18 protein-coding genes and 1 riboswitch are annotated in these 23,232 nt (G+C 64.7%); of the genes, 13 read left to right on the top strand and 5 right to left on the bottom strand.

Annotated elements, in window-relative coordinates; all coding sequences use genetic code 11:
- Positions 1-114 precede the first annotated feature (114 nt).
- The 3 genes from ileS to DIC66_RS12165 all read left to right on the top strand — a co-directional run bounded on the left by ileS (position 115) and on the right by DIC66_RS12165 (position 4,593).
- The gene (gene ileS / locus DIC66_RS12175; protein WP_117177519.1) at positions 115-3,003 is read left to right on the top strand and encodes an isoleucine--tRNA ligase; all 2,889 of its coding nucleotides are present in this window, start codon (positions 115-117) and stop codon (positions 3,001-3,003) included.
- A gap of 55 nt (positions 3,004-3,058) precedes the next feature.
- Positions 3,059-3,583, top strand: a complete 525-nt coding sequence (gene lspA, locus DIC66_RS12170) for a signal peptidase II (protein ID WP_199534726.1) — start codon at positions 3,059-3,061, stop codon at positions 3,581-3,583.
- 92 nt (positions 3,584-3,675) lie between these two features.
- Positions 3,676-4,593, top strand: coding sequence for a hypothetical protein (locus tag DIC66_RS12165; protein WP_117177517.1), 918 nt, complete (start codon positions 3,676-3,678; stop codon positions 4,591-4,593).
- Here the strand turns inward: DIC66_RS12165 and DIC66_RS12160 are convergent.
- The 4 genes from DIC66_RS12160 to DIC66_RS12145 are packed head-to-tail and all read right to left on the bottom strand — an operon-like array spanning position 4,590 to position 9,269.
- The gene (locus DIC66_RS12160; protein WP_117177515.1) at positions 4,590-6,269 is read right to left on the bottom strand and encodes an ArnT family glycosyltransferase; all 1,680 of its coding nucleotides are present in this window, start codon (positions 6,267-6,269) and stop codon (positions 4,590-4,592) included. The genes DIC66_RS12165 and DIC66_RS12160 overlap by 4 nt on opposite strands.
- Before the next feature lie 21 nt (positions 6,270-6,290).
- On the bottom strand, positions 6,291-7,286 hold the full coding sequence (locus tag DIC66_RS12155; RefSeq protein WP_117177512.1) for a quinone oxidoreductase family protein: 996 nt from the start codon (positions 7,284-7,286) through the stop codon (positions 6,291-6,293).
- A complete protein-coding gene (locus DIC66_RS12150; protein WP_233505898.1) occupies positions 7,283-8,263 on the bottom strand; it encodes a DMT family transporter in 981 nt (326 codons plus the stop codon). The genes DIC66_RS12155 and DIC66_RS12150 overlap by 4 nt, the downstream gene beginning before the upstream one ends.
- A gap of 49 nt (positions 8,264-8,312) precedes the next feature.
- Complete coding sequence (locus DIC66_RS12145; RefSeq protein ID WP_117177611.1) at positions 8,313-9,269, bottom strand: DUF808 domain-containing protein; 957 nt, start codon at positions 9,267-9,269, stop codon at positions 8,313-8,315.
- A 176-nt stretch (positions 9,270-9,445) separates the two neighbouring features.
- On the opposite strand from DIC66_RS12145, the gene DIC66_RS12140 reads away from it, so the two are divergent.
- Positions 9,446-9,970 carry a 3'-5' exonuclease gene (locus DIC66_RS12140; protein WP_117177508.1) on the top strand — a complete coding sequence of 175 codons (525 nt, stop codon included), beginning with the start codon at positions 9,446-9,448 and terminating at the stop codon, positions 9,968-9,970.
- Positions 9,971-9,989: 19 nt separating this feature from the next.
- Complete coding sequence (locus DIC66_RS12135; RefSeq protein WP_117177610.1) at positions 9,990-10,970, top strand: tRNA-dihydrouridine synthase; 981 nt, start codon at positions 9,990-9,992, stop codon at positions 10,968-10,970.
- On the opposite strand, the gene DIC66_RS12130 is transcribed toward DIC66_RS12135, so the two are convergent.
- Positions 10,954-11,454 (bottom strand): GNAT family N-acetyltransferase, encoded by a 501-nt coding sequence (locus tag DIC66_RS12130; protein WP_338052492.1) that lies wholly within the window; start codon positions 11,452-11,454, stop codon positions 10,954-10,956. The genes DIC66_RS12135 and DIC66_RS12130 overlap by 17 nt on opposite strands.
- 264 nt (positions 11,455-11,718) lie before the next feature.
- Here DIC66_RS12130 and DIC66_RS12125 point away from each other — a divergent pair, with 264 nt between their 5' ends.
- The 8 genes from DIC66_RS12125 to DIC66_RS12090 all read left to right on the top strand — a co-directional run bounded on the left by DIC66_RS12125 (position 11,719) and on the right by DIC66_RS12090 (position 23,216).
- On the top strand, positions 11,719-13,566 hold the full coding sequence (locus tag DIC66_RS12125) for a c-type cytochrome (RefSeq protein WP_158558903.1): 1,848 nt from the start codon (positions 11,719-11,721) through the stop codon (positions 13,564-13,566).
- Positions 13,567-13,754: 188 nt separating this feature from the next.
- Positions 13,755-15,797, top strand: a complete 2,043-nt coding sequence (locus DIC66_RS12120) for a PAS domain-containing hybrid sensor histidine kinase/response regulator (RefSeq protein WP_233505897.1) — start codon at positions 13,755-13,757, stop codon at positions 15,795-15,797.
- Positions 15,787-16,458, top strand: a complete 672-nt coding sequence (locus DIC66_RS12115; RefSeq protein ID WP_117177608.1) for an RluA family pseudouridine synthase — start codon at positions 15,787-15,789, stop codon at positions 16,456-16,458. Before DIC66_RS12120 ends, DIC66_RS12115 begins: the two co-directional genes overlap by 11 nt.
- A gap of 9 nt (positions 16,459-16,467) precedes the next feature.
- Positions 16,468-17,334 (top strand): 3',5'-nucleoside bisphosphate phosphatase, encoded by an 867-nt coding sequence (locus tag DIC66_RS12110; RefSeq protein ID WP_117177500.1) that lies wholly within the window; start codon positions 16,468-16,470, stop codon positions 17,332-17,334.
- A gap of 18 nt (positions 17,335-17,352) precedes the next feature.
- Complete coding sequence (locus DIC66_RS12105) at positions 17,353-17,976, top strand: L-threonylcarbamoyladenylate synthase (protein ID WP_117177498.1); 624 nt, start codon at positions 17,353-17,355, stop codon at positions 17,974-17,976.
- Between the two features lie 78 nt (positions 17,977-18,054).
- Positions 18,055-19,638, top strand: a complete 1,584-nt coding sequence (locus DIC66_RS12100) for a tetratricopeptide repeat protein (protein ID WP_117177496.1) — start codon at positions 18,055-18,057, stop codon at positions 19,636-19,638.
- 101 nt (positions 19,639-19,739) lie between these two features.
- Positions 19,740-19,826, top strand: a riboswitch (cyclic di-GMP riboswitch).
- 53 nt (positions 19,827-19,879) lie between these two features.
- Positions 19,880-22,504, top strand: coding sequence for a putative Ig domain-containing protein (locus DIC66_RS12095; protein WP_117177495.1), 2,625 nt, complete (start codon positions 19,880-19,882; stop codon positions 22,502-22,504).
- Positions 22,505-22,547: 43 nt separating this feature from the next.
- Entirely contained in the window at positions 22,548-23,216 is a 669-nt protein-coding gene (locus tag DIC66_RS12090) for a site-2 protease family protein (RefSeq protein WP_117177493.1), read from the top strand.
- The last annotated feature ends 16 nt before the right edge of the window (positions 23,217-23,232 follow it).

Below are 23,232 nucleotides of genomic sequence, written 5' to 3'. Positions count from 1 at the left end.
GGCCCCCGGACGCACCTGGCCCCGCGTCTCCTGAACCCCCTACCGGTGGCAGTCCTGCATTCGCACTGCCATCCACCCGTTAAGCCCAGCGCCCCAAAAACCCGAGATTTCGCCATGTCCGAAAAAGTTGACTACCGCAGCACCCTGAACCTGCCCGACACCGCCTTCCCCATGCGCGGCGACCTGCCCAAGCGCGAACCCGCCTGGGCCAAAGCCTGGAGCGAGCAAGGCACCTACAAGCAGCTGCGCGACGCCCGCTTGGGCGCGCCCCTGTTTGTGCTGCACGACGGCCCGCCCTACGCCAACGGCAAACTGCACATCGGCCACGCGCTGAACAAGGTGCTCAAAGACATGATCGTCAAGTCCAAGCAGCTCGCAGGGTTTGATGCGCAATACATCCCCGGTTGGGACTGCCATGGGCTGCCCATCGAGAACGCCATCGAGAAGCTGCACGGCCGCAACCTGAGCCGCGATGACATGCAGGCCAAGAGCCGCGCCTACGCCACCGAGCAGATCAACCAGCAGCGCGAGGACTTCAAACGCCTGGGCGTTCTGGGCGACTGGGACCGCCCCTACCGCACCATGGATCCGGCCAACGAAGGCGGCCAGATCCGCGCCTTCAAGCGTGTGATCGAGCGCGGCTTTGTGTACCGTGGACTGAAACCCGTGTACTGGTGCTTTGACTGCGGCTCATCGCTCGCCGAATTCGAGATCGAATACGCGGACAAGAAGAGCGACACGCTGGATGTGGCGTTTGAGTCGAATGACACGGCCGCTCTGGCAAAAGCTTTTGGCCTGTCCGGATTGCCCGGCGAAGGAAGCAAAAAAGCCTTCGCCGTGATCTGGACCACCACCGCCTGGACCATCCCCGCCAACCAGGCGCTCAACGCCAACCCCGAGCTGGACTACGCCCTGGTGGACACGCCCCGCGGCGTGCTGCTGCTGGGTGCTGCGCTGGTAGACAAGGCCCTGGAGCGCTACCAGCTCGAAGGCAGTGTGATCGCCACCGCCCGGGGCGAAGCCCTGCGCGGCCTGGTGTTCCGCCATCCCCTGTACGACACAGATAGCGGCAACAGTGAATACAGCTACAAGCGCCTGTCCCCCTTGTACCTGGCCGACTACGTCAGCGACAGCGACGGCACCGGCATCGTGCACTCCGCGCCTGCCTACGGCGTGGATGACTTCAACAGCTGCGTGGCCCACGGCATGAAGTACGACGAGATCCTGAACCCCGTGCAGGGCAATGGCGCCTATGCGGCCGAGCTGCCGCTGTTTGGTGGCCAGCACATCTGGAAGGCCTGCGCCCGCGTCATCGAGGTGCTCGCCCAAAGTGACCGCCTGATGGCCACCAGCCCCATCACCCACAGCTACCCGCACTGCTGGCGCCACAAGACTCCGGTGATCTACCGGGCTGCGGCCCAGTGGTTCATCCGCATGGACGAGGGCGAGGGCGTGTTCACCCAGGACAAGGCGCCCAAGACCCTGCGCCAACTCGCGCTGGATGCCATCGAAAACACGCAGTTCTACCCCGAAAACGGCAAGAGCCGTCTGCGCGACATGATTGCCAACCGGCCCGACTGGTGCATCAGCCGCCAGCGCAGCTGGGGCGTGCCTGTGCCTTTCTTCCTGCACAAGGATTCCGGCGAGCTGCACCCGCGCACCATGGAGATCCTGGACCAGGCAGCAAGCATCGTGGAACAAGGCGGCATCGAAGCCTGGAGCCGCGTGACCACCGAAGAAATTCTGGGTGCGGCAGACGCCCCCCTCTACACCAAGAGCACCGACATTCTGGAAGTCTGGTTCGATAGCGGCTCCACCTTCTGGCATGTGCTGCGCGGCAGCCACAAGAACGCCTATGGCCGAGCGCCCTTCCACGCAGAAGGCCCTGAGGCCGACCTGTACCTGGAAGGCCATGACCAGCACCGCGGCTGGTTCCACAGCTCCCTCTTGCTGGGCTGCGCCCTGTTTGACCGCGCGCCCTACCGGGGCCTGCTGACCCACGGCTTTGCCACCGACGGCGCAGGCCGCAAGATGAGCAAGTCGCTGGGCAACACCATCGAACCGCAAACCGTGACCGACAAGATGGGCGCCGAAATTGTGCGCCTGTGGGTGGCCTCCACCGACTACTCGGGCGACCTCAACATCGACGACAAGATCCTGGCCCGCGTGGTGGACACCTATCGCCGCGTGCGCAACACGCTCAAGTTCCTGTTGGCCAACGTCAGCGACTTCGACCCAAGCACCGATACCGTGGCGCCCGAGCAGATGCTGGAGATCGACCGCTATGCGCTGAGCCGTCTGGCAGCCCTGCAGGAAGACATCCTCAAGCACTACAACGTCTACGAGTTCCACCCCGTGGTCTCCAAGCTGCAGGTGTATTGCAGCGAGGACCTGGGCGCGTTTTACCTGGACATCCTGAAGGACCGGCTCTACACCACGGCCACGAAGTCGTTGGCCCGCCGCTCGGCCCAGACCGCGCTGTGGCAGATCACCCAGGCCATGCTGCGCTGGATGGCGCCCTTCCTGAGCTTCACCGCCGAAGAGGCCTGGGCCGTGCTGGGTGAGGCCGGCAAGGTGGCCAAAGCCCAGACCATCTTCCTGGAAACCTACTTGCCACTGGTGCCCGCGGATGAGGCGCTGCTGGCCAAGTGGGCACGCGTGCGCGAGCTGCGCGAAGCCGTGAACAAGGACATCGAAGTCCTGCGTGCGGCCGGTCAGGTGGGTGCCTCCTTGCAGGCCGAGGTCACGCTCACCGTGATTGCTGCCGACCACGCCCTGCTCTCCAGCCTGGGCGCGGACCTGAAATACGTGTTCATCACCTCGGGTATCACCCTGGCGGCAGGCGATGAACTGGCGATTGCGGTCAGGCCCTCGGACGCCACCAAGTGCGAACGCTGCTGGCACTACCAAAGCGATGTGGGCAGCGTGGCCGCACACCCCACGCTGTGCGGGCGCTGCGTCAGCAATCTCTATGGCGCCGGTGAAGTGCGAGCGTTTGCATGATGCGCCCCCACGCTCAACGCTGCGCGTATTCGCTGCCCCCGGCGGGAGGCATTTGATGGCCCGCGCCTCCAAAAAATCAGGCGGCATCGGCCTGCAGCGCGCGGGCAGCTCCGGCATGCTGCAATGGCTGGGCCTGGCCTTCATCATCATGTTGGTCGACCAGTTCACCAAGGTGCTGATCGTGGGCTACTACCACTTGGGCGACAGCACCTACGTCACCAGCTTCTTCAACGTGGTGCGGGCGCACAACCGGGGCGCGGCGTTTTCATTCCTGGCCGACTCCTCCGGCTGGCAGCGCTGGTTCTTCACCGCGCTAGGGCTTGTTGCAGCGGGTGTGATCATCTGGATGCTCAAGAGCCACCCCGGCCAGCGCCTGTTTTCCTTTGCCATGGCCTGCATACTGGGCGGAGCCATTGGCAACGTGGTGGACCGCATGGTGCATGGCTATGTGGTGGACTTTCTGGACTTCCACAGCCACGGCTACCACTTCCCGGCCTTTAACGTGGCCGACAGCGCGATTTCCATAGGCGCGGCCTGTCTGATCCTGGACGAGTTGCTGCGCGTACGGCGCGGCCGTTGACCCCGGTCAACCCATTCCACGGGATGGGCGATAAAATCCGGCCTTCGGCTGGCCAACGGCCACCACCCATTCACAGCCCTCAAGACCTCCCCATGACATCAAAATTTTCCAAGCGCCTGATCGCTGCGGCGGCCTTGTCCATCGTGCCTTGCTCCGTGGTTCTGGCCCAGGTTGCAGCGGAGGCGCCGACTGCAGCAGTGACCAGCCCCGCCTCGCAGTCCACCACCCAGGCCCAATTTGATCGCGCCCTTAAGGGCGAAAACAACTGGTATTTCTCCTGGGGCTACAGCCGCCAGCAATACGCACCGTCTGACATCCACGTGTCCCAGCCCGGGCTTGGCAATGATTTCACGCTGCACCAGGCGGCGGCCAGCGACTACCCCTCCAGTGTGTCGGACACCGTCACATCCCTGTTCAGCCTGGACTTCACCAATCCCCAGGAAAACGTGCGGATTGGCAAGTTCATGAACCCGGAGAAAACCTTCGCCATCGAGTTCTCCCTGGACCACAGCAAGTACAACGTCGACTACAACCAGACCGTGCCGGTCAGCGGAACCATTACCACCGGCCCCTCCACCGGAAACATGACGATCACCCCGCAGAACTTCAGTTACGCCCTGCACAACGGCTTGAACCACATCATGCTCAATGCGGTCTGGCTGCACCACCTGGCAGGGCCGATCCAAAAGCCGGGTGACCTGCAACTGATCAGCCGCGTTGGAGCAGGCATCTTGTTGCCCCACGCCGACGTCACCATTTTCGGCAACGACAACCAGGTGGGCCCCAAGAACCAGAACGTCTGCTGCTCCAGTGGTGACTGGTGGCAACTCAATGGCTGGACAGCTGGCGTCGAAGTGGGTGTGCGCTACACGGTCTACAAGTCCATCTATCTCGAACTCACACAAAAAGTGGCCTATGGCGCTTTGCGGGGTGTTCCGGTGTACCAGGGCACAGCCGACCAGACCATCTGGATGAGTGAACAGGTGCTGTCCACCGGCTTTCTGTTCTAGGGCGGCGTCACCCTGAGCACGCTGACCTGGTCCAGCGGCTCAACACCTCGGGCCAGGTTGAGCTGCCGAGGCAATGTGCCGGTTTTGTGGTCTACCCACGCGCGTTGGGCCAGCAGTTGGGTGCGCCCCAGCACAGCAGACAGCTCGGCGATCTGGGCCTCGCGTACCACCAGGATGTAGTCGGCACCCGGCCCGGGCAATTGCGCGGCGGATTGAACACCCACACTGGGCGCGTCGCGGTAAATGCCAAGTTCCCAAGCAACGATGGAGTCAAACTGGTAGACATAGACAGGGGTGCTGCGGTCCTGCGCCAGCAGCTTGTTCAGGTTGTAGGCCATGCCGTACTGGAGGTTGATGCCCAGCGTCGTCGCTTCCAGGAATACATAGAGCATGCAGACGGCCACCACCGGATAAATCACCGCAGTCAGCGGGCGTATGTATCGGCGTTGCACCACGGCGTACGCCACAGTTGCACAGGCCATCAGCAACAGGCCGACCAGCAAGCGTGCGTTGCCCACATACACCGCCAAGGCAAACACCAGTACCAGCGTGAACACCAGCACACCGATCTGGGCCACAAAGAACGGGGTGCTGTCGCGCTGCAGCCACTGCTGCATGAAGTTCGCGCACAGGATGATTGCGAACGGGAACAGGATGACGGTGTAGTAGTCCAGCTGGAAGGAAGTGGCACTGAACAGGCCAAAAGTCACAAAGAACGCGCCGCAGAGGAATACAAACTTCGCGCGCTCCTCCTGGTTCTGCCCGGCAAACGCACGCACTCCCGCAACCAGGGCCGCCACAAAGGCGGCAACCCAGGGCAGGAAGGCCCAGATGAACACGTGCACAAAATACAGCGGTGTGCCTGCCTCGTTCTTGATCGGGCCGGAGTTGAAGAAGCGCCCAAACTGGCTGTCCCACAGGAAGAAACGGATGCCCGACACACCGGTCTTGCCGAACACCAGTTTCTCGGGGTGCGCATCAAACTGGACGTACAGCGCCAGCACCTCGGGGAAGGTAAACAGCAGCGACAGGGCCAGCGCCAGCAGCCACTTGGGGCTCCAGAAGTTGCGCCATTGGCCACGGTATATCCAGACACAGGCAAGCCCACTGGCAATGGTGATCAGCGTGAAGATGCCCTTGGTCATCACCGAAATAGCGCTGAACAGCGCGGCCAGCAGCAGGTACTTCGCCCGGGCCCGCGCGTCATAGCGTAGCCAGTAGTAGCAGGCAGCGGTGATGCTTCCAGTCAAAAAAGCCTCGGCCTTGATGGCGCTGGAGGTGTACATCAGGTGGTAGGTGGACACCACCATCAGGAGCGCCAGCAAGGCCACATCACGCCCATAAAACATGCGGGCAATGCGGTAGGTGTAGTAGCTGCCCAGCAAATGGAACAGAAAGCCCGGCAGGATGTAGTTGAAAGTGCTGACGCCGCCGATCTTGAAGAACAGCGCCGTCAGCCAGAAGGGAAAGTGCGGCTTGTCGAGCCAGTCCAACTTGTCCAGAACCAGGTCACCCCAGTTGCCGGTCTGCACCATGTGCTGGGACAGCACCGCGTACAGGACCGAGTCACCCTCGTTGATGACGGGTGTGAACAGTGAGGCCGCATTGACCAGCAGGGCCAGGACAATCGCCCAGCGGATGTGACGCGTGAGCAGGAAACCATGTGTTCTGACCATGCAGGGAATTATAGGCAGGCCCTAGAGCGTCAGGATGGTGCAGCCCGTGGTCTGGCGCGCCTCCAAAGCACGGTGCGCGGCCTGCACATCTTCCAGCGCAAAGCGCTGGTCGATGCGAATCTTCACCGCACCCGACAACACCACCGCAAACAACTCGTCGGCCATGGCCTGCGTAGATTCGCGCGTGGCAATGTGGGTGAACAGGGTCTGGCGGGTCACGTAGATGGAGCCCTTGGGGCCAAGGATGCCGGGCGAGAACGGTGCCACCGGGCCCGAGGCATTGCCAAAGCTGGCCATCAGGCCAAAGGGTGCCAGGCAGTCCAGCGACTTGTCCCAGGTGTCCTTGCCCACCGAGTCATAGACCACCTTCACGCCGCGTCCGCCGGTGATTTCCTTCACGCGGGCCTGGAAATCTTCGGTGGCGTAGTTGATGACGTGGGCAGCACCATGCTCTTTGGCCAGCGCGCATTTGGCATCCGAGCCGGCTGTGCCAATGAGCTGCAGGCCCAGGGCTTTGGCCCACTGGCAGGCGATCAGGCCCACGCCGCCGGCAGCGGCATGGAACAGCACAAAGTCGCCGGGATTCAAGCCACCCTGAGGCAGGGTGCGGCGCAGCAGGTACTGTGCGGTCAGGCCCTTGAGCATCATGGCGGCACCCGTGTCAAAGCCAATGCCGTCGGGCAGCTTGCACACGCACTTGGCGGGCATCACCCGCACCTCGCAGTAGCTGCCAGGTGGCTGGCTGGCATAGGCGGCGCGGTCGCCCACCTGCAGGTGGGTTACGCCCTCGCCCACCGCCTCGACAACGCCCGAGGCCTCCATGCCCAGTTGCATGGGCAGGTTCATGGGGTAGAGGCCGCTGCGCTGGTAGACGTCGATGAAGTTCAGGCCCACGGCCTTGTGGCGGATGCGGATTTCGCCAGGACCGGGCTCGCCCACGGTGACCTGCACCAGGCTGAGCTGCTCGGGGCCGCCATGCTGGCTGATGTGGATGGCACGGGAAGTAATCTGCGTCATGGTCGTCTCTTCTGTGTTGGATGGTTTGCCGGGTTTGGCTTGCGCGCTGCATGGTGCCACAAATGTGCCGGCGCGCGGCTGCAGACATAAATGCCCAGCAGCACCAGCACGGTGCCGACCACCACCCAGCCGGTAAAGGGCTCACCCAGCAGCAGCACGCCCATGGTGATGGTGGACATGGGGCCCACCATGCCGATCTGCGCGGCCAGGCCCGAGCCAATGCGCTCTATGGCCATCATCACCAGCAGCACCGGAATCACCGTGCAGCCAATAGCATTGAGCAGCGACAGCCACAGCACCTCGGGCGCCACCGCAAAGGCTGACTGCAAGGGCCGCAGCAGCACGAACTGCAGGATGCAGCAAACGCAGGCGAAGCTGGTGGCCAAGCCTACCAGGCGCAGGGAGCCCAGGCGCAGCACCAGCTCGCCGCTGTAGGACAGGTAGATGGCATAGGCCACCGCACTCAGAAACACCAGCCCCGCGCCCAGCGCCACGTCGGAGCCGGCCAGCTGCACCTCGTGGCCAAACACCAGCAGCACACCGCAGTAGCTGATCGCCATGCCCAGCATCTGGTTGCGGCTGATGGGCTTGCCATACAGCGTGCGCCCCAGGATCAGTACCAGCGTGGGGTTGAGGTAGAGGATCAGGCGCTCCAGCGAGGCGCTGATATAGGCCAGCCCGGCAAAGTCCAGAAAGCTCGCCAGGTAGTAGCCGCAAAAACCCAGACCCAGCACGCCCAGCGTGTCGGCGCGCGTGAGGGCTGGTGGCGTGATGCCGCCGCGCGGGCGCCCGCTCCACCACACGATGGCCAGAAAGAAAGGCAGCGCAAACAGCATGCGCAGCATGATGAGCGTGACGGCATCCACCCCGTGGCGGTAGGCCAGCTTGACGATGATGGCCTTGGCGCTGAAGGCAATCGCCCCCACCAGGGCCAGCACCAGGCCGGTGGCCAGAGCTGCAGGGGCTTCGGCCACCACCGCACGCGCAGCCGCCGCCTCTGCCGGTGGCCGGGCCTGCTCACCCACCTCAGCTGCCACGCGCGGGCCGCAGCATGTGTACCAGCCGCTGCCCGGCCATCACCAGCACCAGCACCAGGGCACCTGCGGCCACTCCCACCAGCAGGTCCAGGCTGAGCGACACCACCGGGGCCAACCAGGCGCCCGCTGTGCCCACGCCTGCAGCAAAGCCTTCGCCGATAGCCTCAGCCGCGTGGTGCACAAAGGGCAGGCCGTGTGCCAGGATGCCTCCACCCACCAGGAACATGGCGGCCGTGCCCAGCACCGACAGGGCCTTCATCAGCCAGGGTGCGGCGTCCAGCAGCCACAGGCCCAAAGCCTGCTTCCAGCGGCTGCCCTGCACGGGCAGGCGGCTCAGGTACAGGCCCAGGTCGTCAATCTTCACGATGCCGGCCACCAGGCCGTACACGCCCACCGTCATGATGAAGGCCACGCCCGACAGCACGGCCAGTTGGGTGGTCCACACACTGCTTTGCACCGTGCCCAGGGTGATGGCGATGATCTCGGCCGACAGCACAAAGTCTGTGCGGATGGCGCCTTTGATCTTGTCCTTCTCCAGCGCCACCAGGTCCACCGACGGATCGGCCAGGGCCTGCATCAGCTCATCGCTGAGGTCATCCGGGTCGCCGGCGCGGTGCATGAAGGCATGCGCCAGCTTCTCGAAACCCTCATAGCACAGGTAGGCGCCACCCAGCATCAACAGCGGCGTGATCAGCCAGGGCATGGTCACGCTCAGCACCATGGCCAGGGGCACCAGAATCAGCTTGTTGACCAGCGAGCCCTTGCACACGGCCCACACCACCGGCAGCTCCCGGTCGGCGGCCACACCGCTGACCTGTTGGGCGTTCAGCGCCAGGTCATCGCCCAGCACACCGGCCGTCTTTTTTGCAGCCACTTTGGTCAGCAGCGCTACATCGTCCAGCAGGGTGGCTATGTCATCGAGAAGGGCAAAAAGACTGCTGGCCATGGGAGCGATGCGCAGAGGCACGGTGGTGAAGGAAGCCTTGCAGGATAGCAAATTGGCGATGGCCCAGCGGCGGTTGTCGCGACCGGCGATGCAGGCCCACAACTTGCATGGGCGGGAAATGGAGGATGTCCAAGCCACCGGGGCTGTAGCACAATGCCCCGAACCGCGAAAAACCCATGCCACTTGCCGCCACCGTACCAGCCACCGCCACACTCAGTCTGCCCACCGTGCTGGATGTGGAGGCCTCGGGCTTTGGCCGCAACAGTTACCCGATAGAAGTCGGTTTCGTGCTGCCGGACGGCCACACGTTTTGCACGCTGATCCGCCCGCTGGAACACTGGACCCACTGGGACGCACAGGCCGCGATGACCCACCACATACCGCGCACCCTGCTGCAGGCAAAAGGGCAGACCGTGGAGCAAGTAGCGCGCAAGCTCAACACCGATTTGCGTGGGCAAACCGTCTACTCCGATGGCTGGGCCAATGACTACAGTTGGCTGGGCGCCCTGTTTGACGCCGCCGACATGACACCCACTTTCAAGCTTGAGAACCTGCGCGTGTTGCTGACTGAAACCGAAGCCGAGCGGTGGCACCAGATCAAGGCGCAAATCGGCTCCGAGCGCGGTGCCCAGAGGCACCGGGCCAGTGCCGATGCGCGCGTGCTGCAGCTCACTTTCCAGCGATTGCGCAGTGCGTCCTGACACCCTGGTGCTGGCGCCCATGGAGGGCCTGCTGGACTTTGTCCTGCGCGACATCCTCACCCGCTCGGGCGGAATTGACCGCTGCGTCTCCGAGTTCATCCGCGTGACCAACACCCTGCTGCCCGCGCGCGTGTTTGAGCGCATCGTGCCCGAGCTGCACAACGGCGGGCGCACCTTTGCCGGTGTGCCGGTGCGCCCGCAGCTGCTGGGCTCGGACCCGGCCTGCCTGGCCGACAACGCCGCCGTGCTGGCCAGCCTGGGGCCGTTTGGCGTGGACCTGAATTTTGGCTGCCCCGCCAAGGTGGTGAACCGCCACGGCGGCGGTGCCGCCCTGCTGGAAGACCCGGAATTGCTCAGCCGCATCCTGTGCGCGGTGCGCCGCGCCGTGCCCGCACACATGCCCGTGTCGGCCAAGATGCGGCTGGGGCTGCACGATGACAAACGGGCCGAGGAATGCGCACTGGCGCTGCAGGAGGGCGGCGCCACCGAGCTGGTGGTACATGCGCGCACCAAGGCCGACGCCTACCGCCCTCCCGCCTACTGGGAACGCATTGCCGACATCCGCGCCGTGGTGCGCATACCGGTCATCGCCAATGGTGAAATCTGGAATGTGCAGGACGCGCTGCGCTGCCGCGCGCTCTCCGGTTGTGGCGACCTGATGCTGGGCCGCGGCATGGTGACCGATCCGGGGCTGGCGCTGGCGATTGCGGCGCTGGGGGATGGAGATGGCCACGGGTCTGGCGAAGGCCCGGCCGACGCTGCGCCCGTCATTGCCTGGCCCACCTTGCTGCCGCTGGTGGCCGACTTCTGGCAGCTGGTACGCACGCGCCTGGACCGCAAAAAGCAGGCCGGTCGACTCAAGCAATGGCTGAATTTTTTGCGCCACCGCTATCCACAAGCAACGGCTGCCTATCTGGAACTGCGCACGGTCAATGACCCGCAGGTGATTGACCGGTGGCTGGCCGAGCGCTGTGCTCTGCCGCTTACAGTGTCCGGCTGAGACGAATCTCTTCGATCTTTACGCCGCCGACTGCGATGGTCTTGGCGCTGGACATTTCGCGCTTCAAACCAGCCAGCTCAAAAAAGCGCACGGCACGGTCATTGGCAATCGGCAGCCAGATGCTGACCTTGGCGCAGCCCTCTTCCTGCAAGCCTTCGCGTGCAGCGTCCCACAGCGCCAGACCCACACCACGGCCCCAGTGGCTGGTGGCCACATAGATGGCCCAGATTTCACCCATGGTGGGCGGTGTGCCCTTGTCACGCGAACGATCGAAACCCACGAAGCCCACGATCTTGTCGTCGTCAATGGCCACATGCACCTGCGGTTCGCTGTATTCGATGGCTTCGCGCCAGTAAGCCTGGCGCTTGTCCACAGGTACGACGGGAATGGGCGTGTCGATGGCAATGGTCTTGAAGGCATCGCGAACGGTGGCGTTGTGGAGTTCGGCGATTTGCTTGGCGTCGCGCAAAGTGGCGGGACGCACGTGAAGAGTTGTCGTGCTGGACATGTATTAGCGTTGTACGATTGCGAAATATCAAAGCTGCATTGTCGCCGCAAATGCCCGTGAACACTGGGCCATACAGCCACCCTGTGCCGGTGTACAGCCTCATTGGCCCTCCGCTGCTCACCAGCCACCGCGATGCCTTAAGCTCAGTTTGATATGGGGTTCATTCGCTTAATTCTGCTGCTGTGGCTTGCTTTGGCTTTGAACACCCTTGCGCTGTCAGCCACCCATTTTGAAGACAACATGGCACAGCGCGCGCTGGCCTGTACCGCTTGCCATGGAGCGCAGGGCCAGGCCGGGCCCGACGGCTACTACCCGCGCCTGGCGGGCAAGCCTGCAGGCTACCTCTACAACCAGTTGATCCATATCCGCAGCGGGCGTCGCCATTACCCGCTGATGCAGGGTTTGCTGGACACGCTGGATGACGACTATCTGCATGCATTGGCCGGGTATTTTTCTGCCCTCGCACTGCCCTACCCACCCCCCGCGAAGAGCACGGCCACCCCGCGTGAACTGGAGCGCGGACGCCAGCTGGTGCTGCAGGGTGACAAGGCCCAGGGCGTTCCCGCATGCACCCAGTGCCATGGCTTGCAGCTCACCGGCGTGAACCCGGCCACACCCGGGCTGCTGGGCTTGCCGGCGGACTACCTCGTGGCGCAGCTGGGTGGCTGGCAGACAGGACAGCGCCATGCGGCCGAGCCCGACTGCATGGCCCAAGTCGCCAAGCGGCTCAGCCCCGGCGATGCCAGTGCGATTGCGCGCTGGCTTGCCGCACAAGCGGTACCGGCCCATGCGCAGGCAGCCGACCGCAGGCCACCGGCCCCACCCGCAACACCAGAGATGCGCTGCGGCAGCGACACTGCAGCCGATGCGCCCACGCCCGCCACCCTGCGGCCGCAGGACGCGGACCCACTGGCCGCACGGGGCGCCTATCTGGCGCGCCTTGGCAATTGCGCGCTGTGCCACACCCAACGCGGCGGCATGGCGTATGCAGGTGGCCGTGCCATTGATACACCCTTCGGCGCCGTGTTCTCCACCAACATCACGCCCGACCCGGTGCAGGGCATTGGCAAGTGGACAGCCGACGACTTCTGGCGCGCATTGCATCTGGGCTTGTCCAAGGACGGCCATGCGCTCTACCCGGCCTTCCCCTACACCAGCTACACCCATCTGACGCGTGGGGATGCCGACGCCCTTTTTGCGTTCCTGAAGACCGTGCCCCCTGCTGCGCAGCACAACACCAGCCACGCACTGCGCTGGCCCTTCAACACAGCGTTGGCCCTGCGGGGCTGGCGTGCCCTGTTCTTCAAACCAGCCGACAGCGCAGCCCCGACTGCACCCGCGCACGTGGTGCCTGCGGATAGTGCCGACTGGCAGCGCGGTCGCTACCTGGTGCGGGGCCCCGGACACTGCCTGGAGTGCCATGGCGCACGCAATGCACTGGGTGCCTTGTCGGGCGCACCCGAAGCGCCCGGCACAGGCGGCAGCGTGCTGAGCGATGGCCAGTGGTTCGCCCCCTCGTTCAGCGAGCCAGGCGGCGCATCGGTGGCCGACTGGACGCTGGCCGATATCACCACCTTGTTGCAAACCGGCAGCAGCCGCCAGGCCCAGGCCAGCGGCCCCATGGCCGAGGTGGTGCTGCACGGCACGCAGTACCTGAACGATGCCGATGCGCGGGCCATGGCGGTCTACCTCAAGGCTCTGCCACAGCGCGTCGCAGTAGCCAACGCAACAGGGGGCCGGGCCAGCAGCACGGTCCTGGCACAGGGCGCCAGGCTCTACACAACACAATGTGCCGATTGCCATGGCGAACAAGGCCAGGGCCGCGCGGGTGCCTATCCGGCCTTGGCGGGCAACCGCACCGTGTTGCAGGTGCCGCCCAACAACCTGATCAACAGCGTACTGGCAGGCGGCTTTGCACCGGCCACCAAAGGCCAGCCACACCCTTTTGGCATGCCACCCTTTGCGCTGCGCCTGAGCGACGCCGAACTGGCGGCTGTGCTCAGCCATATCCGCAGCAGCTGGGGCAACCAGGCACCGGCCCTGAGCGAGTTTGATATAAACAAGTTTCGCCGCACGCGGGCGCCCTAAAATTCAATCCATGCTACCGACCCTCACCTCTGCCACACCCCCCCTGGCACCGGTGCGAAAGACCGCAAGCCATGCCTAGTTTGCACAGGCACCGCGGGATCCGGGTCACACCGCGTACAACTGTGCGCCCAACCCAGCCACAGGACCCCACACAAGAGCTGATCATCGACGGCTACCGCCCGGCGCAGATGATTGCCGACCTGCGCAAATACCAGGCCGAGCTGGAAATCCAGAACAAGGCCTTGCGCTACAGCCAGCAGGAGGCCGAAGGCGCCTCCGAGCGCTTTGCCACGCTGTTTTCCAGCGTGCCCCTGGCCCTGATGGTGGTGGACGAAGAGGGCCTGGTGCTGGCCAGCAACGCCATGGCGCTGCGCCTGTTCCAGCCGCTGGAGAGCGACCCGCCGCTCAACTTCCTGCTGCCCTTTGTAGGGCCCGACCATGCCGACGAAGTGGCCGTGTCGTTTCTCAGCGCCAAGAGCAGCGGCGCCAGCGAAGTGAGCGAAGTGGTTTTCCAGAGCGGCGCGCAGGGCACGTTTACCGGTGACCTGCACATCGCCCGCATCGAGAACCCGCAGGACGACCTTGCCCACTTCATCTGCGCCATCATCGACCAGGGCCCGCTGCTGGCCCAGCGCCTGGCCTTGCAGGAAAGTGCTGCGGTGCTGGTGCAAAGCAATGAGGACTTGCTCGTCAGCGAAACCCGCATGGCGGCCATCATCAACTCGTCGCTCGACGCCATCCTGTGCGTGGATGAGAGCCTGTGCATCAGCGTCTTCAACCCGGCGGCCACCCGGCTGTTTGGCTGCAGCGCCAAGTCGGCCTTTGGCAGCCCGCTGTCGCGCTTTTTGCCGGAGGTAGAAAAGCTGCTCAAGCAGGGCTCGGTAGCGGCGCAGGCCATGCTGGGGGAATACCCGGCTACCACTTTGCAGGGTGAGCATATTTTTGTGGAGATCAGCGTGTCGCAGGAAAGCGCCACGGGCACGCCGCAGCATGGCAGCAGCGCCATCACCACCCTGTTCGCACGCGACCTGACTGCCAGCAAACGTGCCGAGGCACAGCGCCTGGCGCTGGAGACGCAGCTGCGCGAGTCACAAAAAATGCAGGCCGTGGGCACCATGGCCGGTGGCATTGCGCACGACTTCAACAACATCCTGAGCGCCATCCTGGGCAATGTGGAACTGGCCAAGCAGGACACGGCCGCCCAGTCCGGCGCACTGGTCAGCCTGGACGAGATCGAGAAGGCCGGGCGCCGGGCCCGTGACCTGGTGCGCCAGATCCTGACCTTCAGCCGCAATGAGCCGGCCCGGCGCACGCCCATGCGTTTGTCCGAGGTGGTGCACGAGACGGTGCGCCTGGTCAAAGTGACGGTGCCCCCGGGGGTGGAAATCCGGGTTCTGGAGGCGCCCGACTGCGCCACCGTACTGGCCGATGCCACCCAAGTGGAGCAGGCCCTGCTCAACCTGTGCACCAACGCGATCCTGGCCGTGGGCCAGACCAAGGGCCTGGTGACGATTGCACTGGGCAACACCCTGCTGGATTTTCCGGAGTGCAGCCGCGTGGGCGTGCCGCCCGGCCACTATGTGGACCTGTCGGTGCAGGACACCGGCAGCGGCATGAGCCAGAGCACGCTGCAACGCATCTTCGAGCCCTTCTTCACCACCCGCCAGGTGGGCCAGGGCACGGGCCTGGGGCTGTCGGTGGTGCACGGCATCATGAAGACGCACCAGGGCGGCATTGATGTGCACAGCACACCGGCCCAGGGCAGTATTTTTCACCTGTACTTCCCGACCTGTGATGAAGCCGTGCCCGTGGCCGATGAACCACCCGCACCCGCACCCGCAGTGCACGGCCAGGGACGCCATGTGATGTACGTGGACGACGACCAGGCCCTGGTGTTTCTGGTGGAGCGGGTGCTGCGCCGCAAGGGCTTTACCGTCACCAGCTTTACCGACCCGCTGGAGGCACAGGCCGCCCTTGCCGAGCGCGCCCAGGATTTCGATTTACTGGTGACCGACTACAACATGCCAGGCTTCAGCGGCGTGGACCTGCTGCGCGCGGCCAAGGCCCTGCGCGCAGATTTGCCGGTGGCGCTGGCCAGCGGCTATGTCACCCCCGAAATCGAAAAAAGCGCCTTCGAGGCCGGTGCCAGTGCCCTGGTCTACAAACCCAATGACGTGAATGAGTTGTGCGAGACCGTGCAGCGCCTGATTCTGGGTGGCCATGCTGACTGAAGCGCAGCAACTGCAGGTGGTCTATGCCGATGCGGCCATCGTGGTGCTCAACAAGCCCTCCGGCCTGCTGGCCGTGCCGGGCAAGACCAGCGACCATTGCCTGAGCGGCATGGCGCAGGCGCAGTTTCCGGACGCTCTGATCGTGCACCGGCTGGACATGTCCACTTCGGGCCTGATGGTGATGGCGCGCGGCATTGCCTCCCAGCGCCTGCTCAACGCCGACTTTGCCGAGCGCCGCGTGCACAAGCGCTATGTGGCCCTGGCCAGTGGCGACTGCCGCGAGAGCGAAAGCCACGCGAGCGACGAATGGCAGACCATAGAGTTGCCCATCATGGTCGACTGGCCCCGACGTCCCCTGCGCAAGATTGACCTGGAACTGGGCAAGCCCAGCAGCACGCGCTGGCGCACACTGCACTATGACTCCCAGCGCAACGCCACGCGCCTGGAGCTCGAGCCGCTCACTGGCCGCACCCACCAACTGCGTGTACACCTGCAGGCCATAGGCCACCCCATCGTGGGCGACGCGCTGTATGCGCCCCCGGAAATCGCTGCGGCCAGCCCGCGCCTGTTGCTGCACGCCAGCGAGCTGGCCTTTGCCCATCCGCAGACCGGTGCAAGGCTAAGTTTCCAGTTGGCCGATGGCTTTGACGCGCAGGCCTAAAATGGCCGTGTGACCCACTCCACCTCCCACCTGCTCAACGCCGACCTGCACTGCCACTCGGTTGTATCCGACGGCACCCTGACCCCGGAAGACCTGGCTGCGCGCGCCAAGGCCAACGGCGTCGAACTGTGGGCCCTGACCGACCATGACGAAATCGGCGGCCAGGCGCGCGCGCTGGCGGCGGCGCACGCCCAGGGCATGAAGTACCTGACCGGCGTGGAAATATCGGTCACCTTCATCGGCCACACGGTGCACATCGTGGGCCTGGGCTTTGATGTGAACAATGCCGCCCTGGCGCAAGGCCTGCGCGACACGCGCGGCGGGCGCACCCAGCGGGCCAGGGAAATGGCCGAGGGACTGGCAAAGGTCGGCATCCCCGGTGCCTTTGAAGGCGCCCTGCCCTATGTGGGCAACCCCGAGCTGATCTCGCGTACCCACTTCGCCCGGTTTCTGGTGGAGAGCGGCGTGTGCAAAGACACCAACGAGGTGTTCCGCAAATACCTCACCGAAGGCAAGCCCGGCTATGTGGCGCACCGCTGGGCCACGCTCAGGGACGCAGTGACCTGGATCACCCAGGCCGGTGGCGTGGCCGTGGTGGCCCACCCGGCACGCTACAAGTTCACCCCCAACGAAGAATTCGCCCTGTTCACCGAGTTCAAGGGCTTTGGCGGCCAGGGTGTGGAAGTGGTCACCGGCAGCCACAGCGCCGCCGAGTACGTCAGCTACGCCCACACCGCGCGCGAATTTGGCCTGGCCGCCTCGCGCGGCAGCGACTTCCACAGCCCCGCCGAGAGCCACACCGAGCTGGGCACCCTGCCCCTGCTCAACAGCCAACTCACCCCCGTCTGGGACCTGCTTGGCAGCCGGATTCAATAAGAAAAGCAAGACCGCACGATGGCACAGTACTTCGAAGTTCACCCCGAAAACCCCCAAACCCGCCTCCTCAAACAAGCCGTAGCCCTGCTGGAAAAAGGCGGCATCCTGGCTGTGCCCACCGACTCCAGCTACGCCTTTGTCTGCCACCTGGATGACAAGAACGCGGTCGACAGCCTGCGCCGCGTGCGCGGCGTGGACGACAAACACCAGCTCACCCTGCTGTGCCGCGACCTGAGCGAGCTCTCCAGCTATGCCAAGGTGGACAACCGCCAGTTCCGTCTGCTCAAGAACGCCACACCCGGGCCCTTCACCTTCATCCTGGAAGCCAGCAAGGAAGTACCCCGGCGCGTGAGCCACCCCTCGCGCAAGACCATAGGCCTGCGCGTGCCCGACCACAAGGTGCTGCAGGAGTTGCTCACCCTGCATGGCTCGGCGCTGCTGGCCACCACGCTGATACCGCCGGGTGACACCCATCCCCTCAATGATGCCGAGGACATCCGCGAACGCTTCGAGAAGGTCATTGCCGGGGTGGTGGACGCCGGCGCCTGCCCACAGGAGCCCACCACGGTGGTGGACCTGAGCGGCGAGACGCCGGAGATCATCCGCCAGGGACGCGGCGACGCAGCACTGCTGGGGCTTTAAGCCGCTGCCGCCCGGGCAGCTGCCCGCGTTGATGTGACGGGTGGCCCAATCGCCGGGCCTGACTTAAGATTCTTCGCCATGAAGAACCTGACACTACCCAGCGCAGACTGGTTGCAGAAGATCAAGCATGCGGCGGACCTGCACGCCCAAGGCCAGTGGGAGGCGGCGCGCGCGGCCTACCTCGAACTGCTGGTGGCACAACCACAGAACCCCCATGTGGCCAAGCTGCTGGGCCTGCTGGAAATAGACGCAGGGCAACCTGCCATGGCCGCACGCCTGCTGGACCTGTCGCTATCGCTGCAGCCAGATTTCGGCACCGCCATGCAGCTGGCTGATATCCGCCTGCAGCTGGGCGAATATGCGCTGGCCAAAGCCAGCCTGACAACTGCGCTGGCAATGCAACCCGACTCCCTGGACGCACTGCACAAGCTGGCCGTATCCCTGGACCATCTGGGCGAATATGAAGAGGCACTGGCACTGCAGCAACGCTGTGCCGAGCGCGCCCCGGATAACGCCAACCTGCACTACAACAGGGGCCGCGTGCTGCATTCCCTGAAGCGCTTTGACGCAGCCGCACAGGCCTACCAGCAAGCCCTGGACCTGAACCCCGGCTTTGTGGCGGCGGCCTTCAACCGGGGAAACTCCCTGCAGCAGGCTCTGCGCCTGCCAGAGGCCATCGCCAGCTTTGACCTGGCGCTGCAGTTGCAACCCGACAACGCCAACTTCCATTGGGCCAAGGCCCTGGCGGCACTATTGCACGGCGACTATGCAAACGGCTGGCTGCACTACGAACGGCGCTGGAAGCGCGATGGCGGCGAGACCCAGCGCAGCTTCGACGTGCCGCAGTGGACCGGGCGCGAAGACATCGCAGGCAAGACGCTGCTCATCCACTGCGAGCAGGGCTTTGGCGATGTGATCCAGTTCTCGCGCTACGCGCTCGATGTGATTGCACGGGGCGGCAGCGTGGTGTTCGGCGCGCCACGCACCCTGCACCCGCTGCTGCAAAGCATGCATCCTGCCATCAAGACCATCATCGGCAACGCCGAGCACCCGGACTTTGATTTCCACTGCCCGGTGATGAGCTTGCCCTATGCCTTCTCCACTACGCTGGACACGGTGCCAGCCCCCTGCCCCTACTACTTTGCCGATGGCGCGCTGCAAGCGGCCTGGGCCCACACGCTGGGCCCGCGCCAACGGCCCCGCCTAGGCCTGGTCTGGTTTGGCAACCCCAAGCACCTGCATGACCACCGGCGCAGCATCGCACTCGTTGCCCTGCAACCGCTACTGGAGCTGCCTCTGGACTTTCACAGCCTGCAACAGGAGAGCCGGGCCCAAGACGAGGAGGCACTGGCAGCCCTGCCGCAGCTGCACCGGCATGGGGCTTCGCTAACGGACTTTTCGCAGACCGCAGCGCTGATTGCCAACCTGGACCTGGTGGTCACGGTGGACACATCCATAGCCCATCTGGCGGCGGCGCTGGGCAAACCGGTCTGGGTGCTGGTGCACGCCGTGCCCGACTACCGCTGGCTGCTGGGCCGCCAGGACAGCCCCTGGTACCCCAGCGCCAGAGTGTTCAGGCAAAAACATTACGACAGCTGGCCCGAAGCCGTGGCAGAGGCGCGTGATGCATTGGCACAGCGCTTCTGCCTCACTCTGGAATAGGCACTTTTGTGACATCCGGCAGCAACCAATGCCGACACGAAACATTTGCTTGCAATTGATAAAAAAGATACCTATACTTCCGTTCAACTTCTGCAATCCGCAGTTGTTGAGGGCAAACCAGTCGAAAGACTGGGACGCAAAGCCTCCGGCCTAAAGCGCGCAAGCGCAACGGCAGCGGGGTTGCCAATGTGCTTCACACATTGTTCTGCGTGGCCCTCGCCCATTTTTTGGAGCGTTTGCCATGAAAATACATTCCCTTCTTTGCCGCCACGCGCACCCACGCAGCTGGGTTCTTGCCGCCGGAGCCTCCCTGCTGTTGGCCGCCTGTGGCGGTGGGACCGATGGCACCGCAAGCAGCATCCCCACCCAGCAAGTAGCCACTGGCACCACCACCCTGTCGATGAACATGGCCGTGCTGCCGGAAGCGGCTGCACTGGAAATTGCCCAGCCCTTCTTCCACTCGGCACCCGGCCTGCTGCAGGAGCCAGACAATGCGGATGCCGTCAATCCAGACGCGTCGGCGCGCCGCAGCCCGCACAGCCAGCACATGGCCGCCGATCTGTCAGACCTGTCCACCCGCCAGCTCACGGTTCAGGACATGCGCGAGCCCCGCAGAATGCGCGCCCGGCACAACCCCGGCATGGTCCCAGACGGTACGGTAACGCCCATGGCCGCCAGCAGTGTGGTGAGCACGTATTCACCCGCACAGATCCGCGCAGCCTATGGCCTGCCCGCCCTGCCTGCAACTGGCACCGCACTGACCACGGCGCAGGCCGCCCAGCTGGGCGCTGGCCAAACCATCTACATCGTGGATGCGCAGCATGACCCCAATGTGGTGGCCGAGCTGGCCGCGTTCAACCAGAAATTCGGTCTGCCCACTTGCACCACCAGGGCCATTGCCATCACCGCCACGCTGCCCCTGCCAGCGGCACCCCTCACAGGCTGTGACTTCTCCGTGGTCTACAACACGGCAGCAGGCGGGATGACGTCCACCGCGCCGGCCTATGACTCCGGCTGGGCTACCGAGATCACGCTGGACGTGCAGTGGGCGCATGCCACGGCACCGCTGGCACGCATTGTCCTGATTGAGGCGGCCGATGCTTCCCTCAACAGCCTGCTGGGCGCCGTCAAGCTGGCCAACACCATGGGCCCCGGCATTGTGTCCATGAGCTTTGGCGCGCTGGAAGGCAGCTGGACGGCATCGGTCGATTCCGTATTCACCGCACCCGGCATGACCTACCTGGCTGCCACCGGCGACTCCGGTGCCGCCGTGTCCTGGCCCTCGGTGTCGCCCAACGTGGTGGCTGTGGGTGGAACAACCCTCACCTACACGGGTACTGGCGCACGCAGCGAAGTGGGCTGGTCGGGCACAGGGGGTGGCGTCAGCGCCTATACCGCCAAGCCCAGCTACCAGACCAGCGCCGTCCCCGGCATGGGCACGCTGGCACGCCGCGCCGTGGCCGACGTAGCCTTCAACGCCGACCCCGCATCCGGCCAGTATGTTGCCGTGCTGACCCCTGGTACCACCGCCATGAGCTGGCTCAGCGTGGGCGGCACCAGCCTGTCCACGCCGCAGTGGGCCGGCCTGATCGCGGTGGCCAATGCTGCACGGGCACTCAACGGCAAGCCGGCCCTTGGCGCGCCCCACGCCGTGCTGTATGGACAGATTTCCACCGTGCCCGGCACCTACTACAGCGCGTTTGCCGACATCACCGCAGGCAGCGACGGCACCTGCGCCCTGTGCACGGCCAAGGTGGGCTATGACCCGCTGACCGGCCTGGGCACGCCCAACGTCACCGGACTGTTGAGCGCGCTCACCGGAACCACCGCCGCCACCGCTCCGGTGGTGACACCCGCTGCCATCAGCGGCGTGGTCGGTACGCCCCTGTCGTTTACTGCTTCGGTGACCGCAGCCAACCCGGTGACCTACAGCCTGGGCGGCGCACCTGCAGGCATGGCCATCAGCAGCACCGGCGTGGTGACCTGGACCACACCTGTGATTGGCAGCTACGCAGTTACCGTGACCGCCAAGGACAGCAAGACCGCGCTGAGTGGTCAAGGCGTCTACACCGTCACCATTGCCCAGCAAGCCGCACCGGTCGTCACCGCTGCTTCCATTACCGGCACCGCTGGAACCGCGCTGAGCTACGCCACCGCAGTGAAGGCCGCCAACCCGGTGACCTACAGCCTGAGCGGCGCACCAGCAGGCATGGCCATCAGCAGCACCGGCGTCCTGGCCTGGGCCAGCCCGATAGCAGGCAGCTACAAAGTCACCGTGCTGGCCAAGGACAGCAAGACCGCGCTCACCGGTCAGGGCGTGATCACCATCGCCATCTCTGCGCCCCTGCCGCCCTCGCTCAGCAGTGCCACGGTGCAGGGCAAGCCCGGTGTGGCCCTGTCCTTCAGCGCAACGGCAACCGCACCCAACCCGGTGACCTACAGCCTGAGCGGCGCACCAGCTGGCATGGCCATCAGCACCGCCGGTCTGGTGACCTGGGCCAGCCCGGTTCTGGGCAGCTACACCGTGACGGTCATTGCCAAGGACAGCAAGACCGGCCTCACCGGCCAGGGTGTGTATACCGTCAAGATTGCCACGGCCGGCCCGGTGATCACTGCACCCGCCATGACCGGTGTGGTTGGAAAAGCCATGAGCGGCACCATCGCCATTTCCGACCCCACGGCCACCTACCTGTCCATCTCCATCTCGGGTGTGCCCTTGGGCATGGGCTTTTCGGTCAGTGGCACGACCATCACTGCACGCTGGCCCGCCCCGGTGGCTGGCCGCTACACCCTGAAGGTGGTGGTGACTGACAACGCCGGACTGACAGCTACGGCCACTGTGCCTGTCACCATCGCTTTGAAGTGATGAACCGAGGGCGGCGCAAGCCGCTCTCTGAGACAATGCCGGGATGGACATTGCTCAACTGATTCAAACCGTTGCCATCTACGCCCTGCCCGTGCTGTTTGCCATCACGGTGCACGAGGCGGCACACGGTTACGCGGCGCGCCACTTTGGCGACAACACGGCCTGGCAGCTGGGGCGCGTTACGCTCAACCCCATCGTCCACATCGACCCCGTGGGCACCATCCTGATGCCCCTGCTGCTGTACTTTGCCACCTCGGGCGCCTTTCTGTTCGGCTACGCCAAACCGGTTCCGGTGCGCTTTGGCAACCTGCGCAACCCCAAGCGCGACATGGTCTGGGTGGCGCTGGCAGGCCCTGCGGCCAACCTCGCGCAGGCCCTGGTCTGGGGAATCCTGCTGTACGTGCTGCATGGTGCGGGCATTACCGAGGTGTTCTTCATGAAGATGTGCCAAGGCGGCGTGCTGGTGAACATCGTGATGTTTGCCTTCAACCTGTTCCCGCTACCGCCGCTGGATGGCGGGCGCATCGTGGTCGGCCTGCTGCCTTACAAGCAGGCCATGGCGTTTTCTCGTGTGGAGCCCTACGGCTTCTTCATCGTCATGGCCCTGGTGGTCAGCGGCATTGTCAGCAGCCTGTGGATGCAACCGGTGATGGCCTTGACCTTTGGCCTGGTGGATCTGCTGCTGTCGCCTCTGGCTGCGCTGGTCCGCTAAGGCCCGCACAAGCCAG

Source organism: Rhodoferax lacus (assembly GCF_003415675.1).
Lineage (GTDB): Bacteria > Pseudomonadota > Gammaproteobacteria > Burkholderiales > Burkholderiaceae_C > Allorhodoferax > Allorhodoferax lacus.
This window is presented reverse-complemented; position numbering and strand designations above follow the sequence as displayed.

Bases quoted from the DNA above. Each gene is read 5' to 3' on its own strand.
- ileS (WP_117177519.1), top strand. From the start codon at position 115: ATGTCCGAAAAAGTTGACTACCGCAGCACCCTGAACCTGCCCGACACC.
- lspA (WP_199534726.1), top strand. From the start codon at position 3,059: ATGGCCCGCGCCTCCAAAAAATCAGGCGGCATCGGCCTGCAGCGCGCG.
- DIC66_RS12165 (WP_117177517.1), top strand. From the start codon at position 3,676: ATGACATCAAAATTTTCCAAGCGCCTGATCGCTGCGGCGGCCTTGTCC.
- DIC66_RS12160 (WP_117177515.1), bottom strand. From the start codon at position 6,269: ATGGTCAGAACACATGGTTTCCTGCTCACGCGTCACATCCGCTGGGCG.
- DIC66_RS12155 (WP_117177512.1), bottom strand. From the start codon at position 7,286: ATGACGCAGATTACTTCCCGTGCCATCCACATCAGCCAGCATGGCGGC.
- DIC66_RS12145 (WP_117177611.1), bottom strand. From the start codon at position 9,269: ATGGCCAGCAGTCTTTTTGCCCTTCTCGATGACATAGCCACCCTGCTG.
- DIC66_RS12140 (WP_117177508.1), top strand. From the start codon at position 9,446: ATGCCACTTGCCGCCACCGTACCAGCCACCGCCACACTCAGTCTGCCC.
- DIC66_RS12135 (WP_117177610.1), top strand. From the start codon at position 9,990: ATGGAGGGCCTGCTGGACTTTGTCCTGCGCGACATCCTCACCCGCTCG.
- DIC66_RS12125 (WP_158558903.1), top strand. From the start codon at position 11,719: ATGGCACAGCGCGCGCTGGCCTGTACCGCTTGCCATGGAGCGCAGGGC.
- DIC66_RS12120 (WP_233505897.1), top strand. From the start codon at position 13,755: ATGATTGCCGACCTGCGCAAATACCAGGCCGAGCTGGAAATCCAGAAC.
- DIC66_RS12115 (WP_117177608.1), top strand. From the start codon at position 15,787: ATGCTGACTGAAGCGCAGCAACTGCAGGTGGTCTATGCCGATGCGGCC.
- DIC66_RS12105 (WP_117177498.1), top strand. From the start codon at position 17,353: ATGGCACAGTACTTCGAAGTTCACCCCGAAAACCCCCAAACCCGCCTC.
- DIC66_RS12100 (WP_117177496.1), top strand. From the start codon at position 18,055: ATGAAGAACCTGACACTACCCAGCGCAGACTGGTTGCAGAAGATCAAG.
- DIC66_RS12095 (WP_117177495.1), top strand. From the start codon at position 19,880: ATGAAAATACATTCCCTTCTTTGCCGCCACGCGCACCCACGCAGCTGG.
- DIC66_RS12090 (WP_117177493.1), top strand. From the start codon at position 22,548: ATGGACATTGCTCAACTGATTCAAACCGTTGCCATCTACGCCCTGCCC.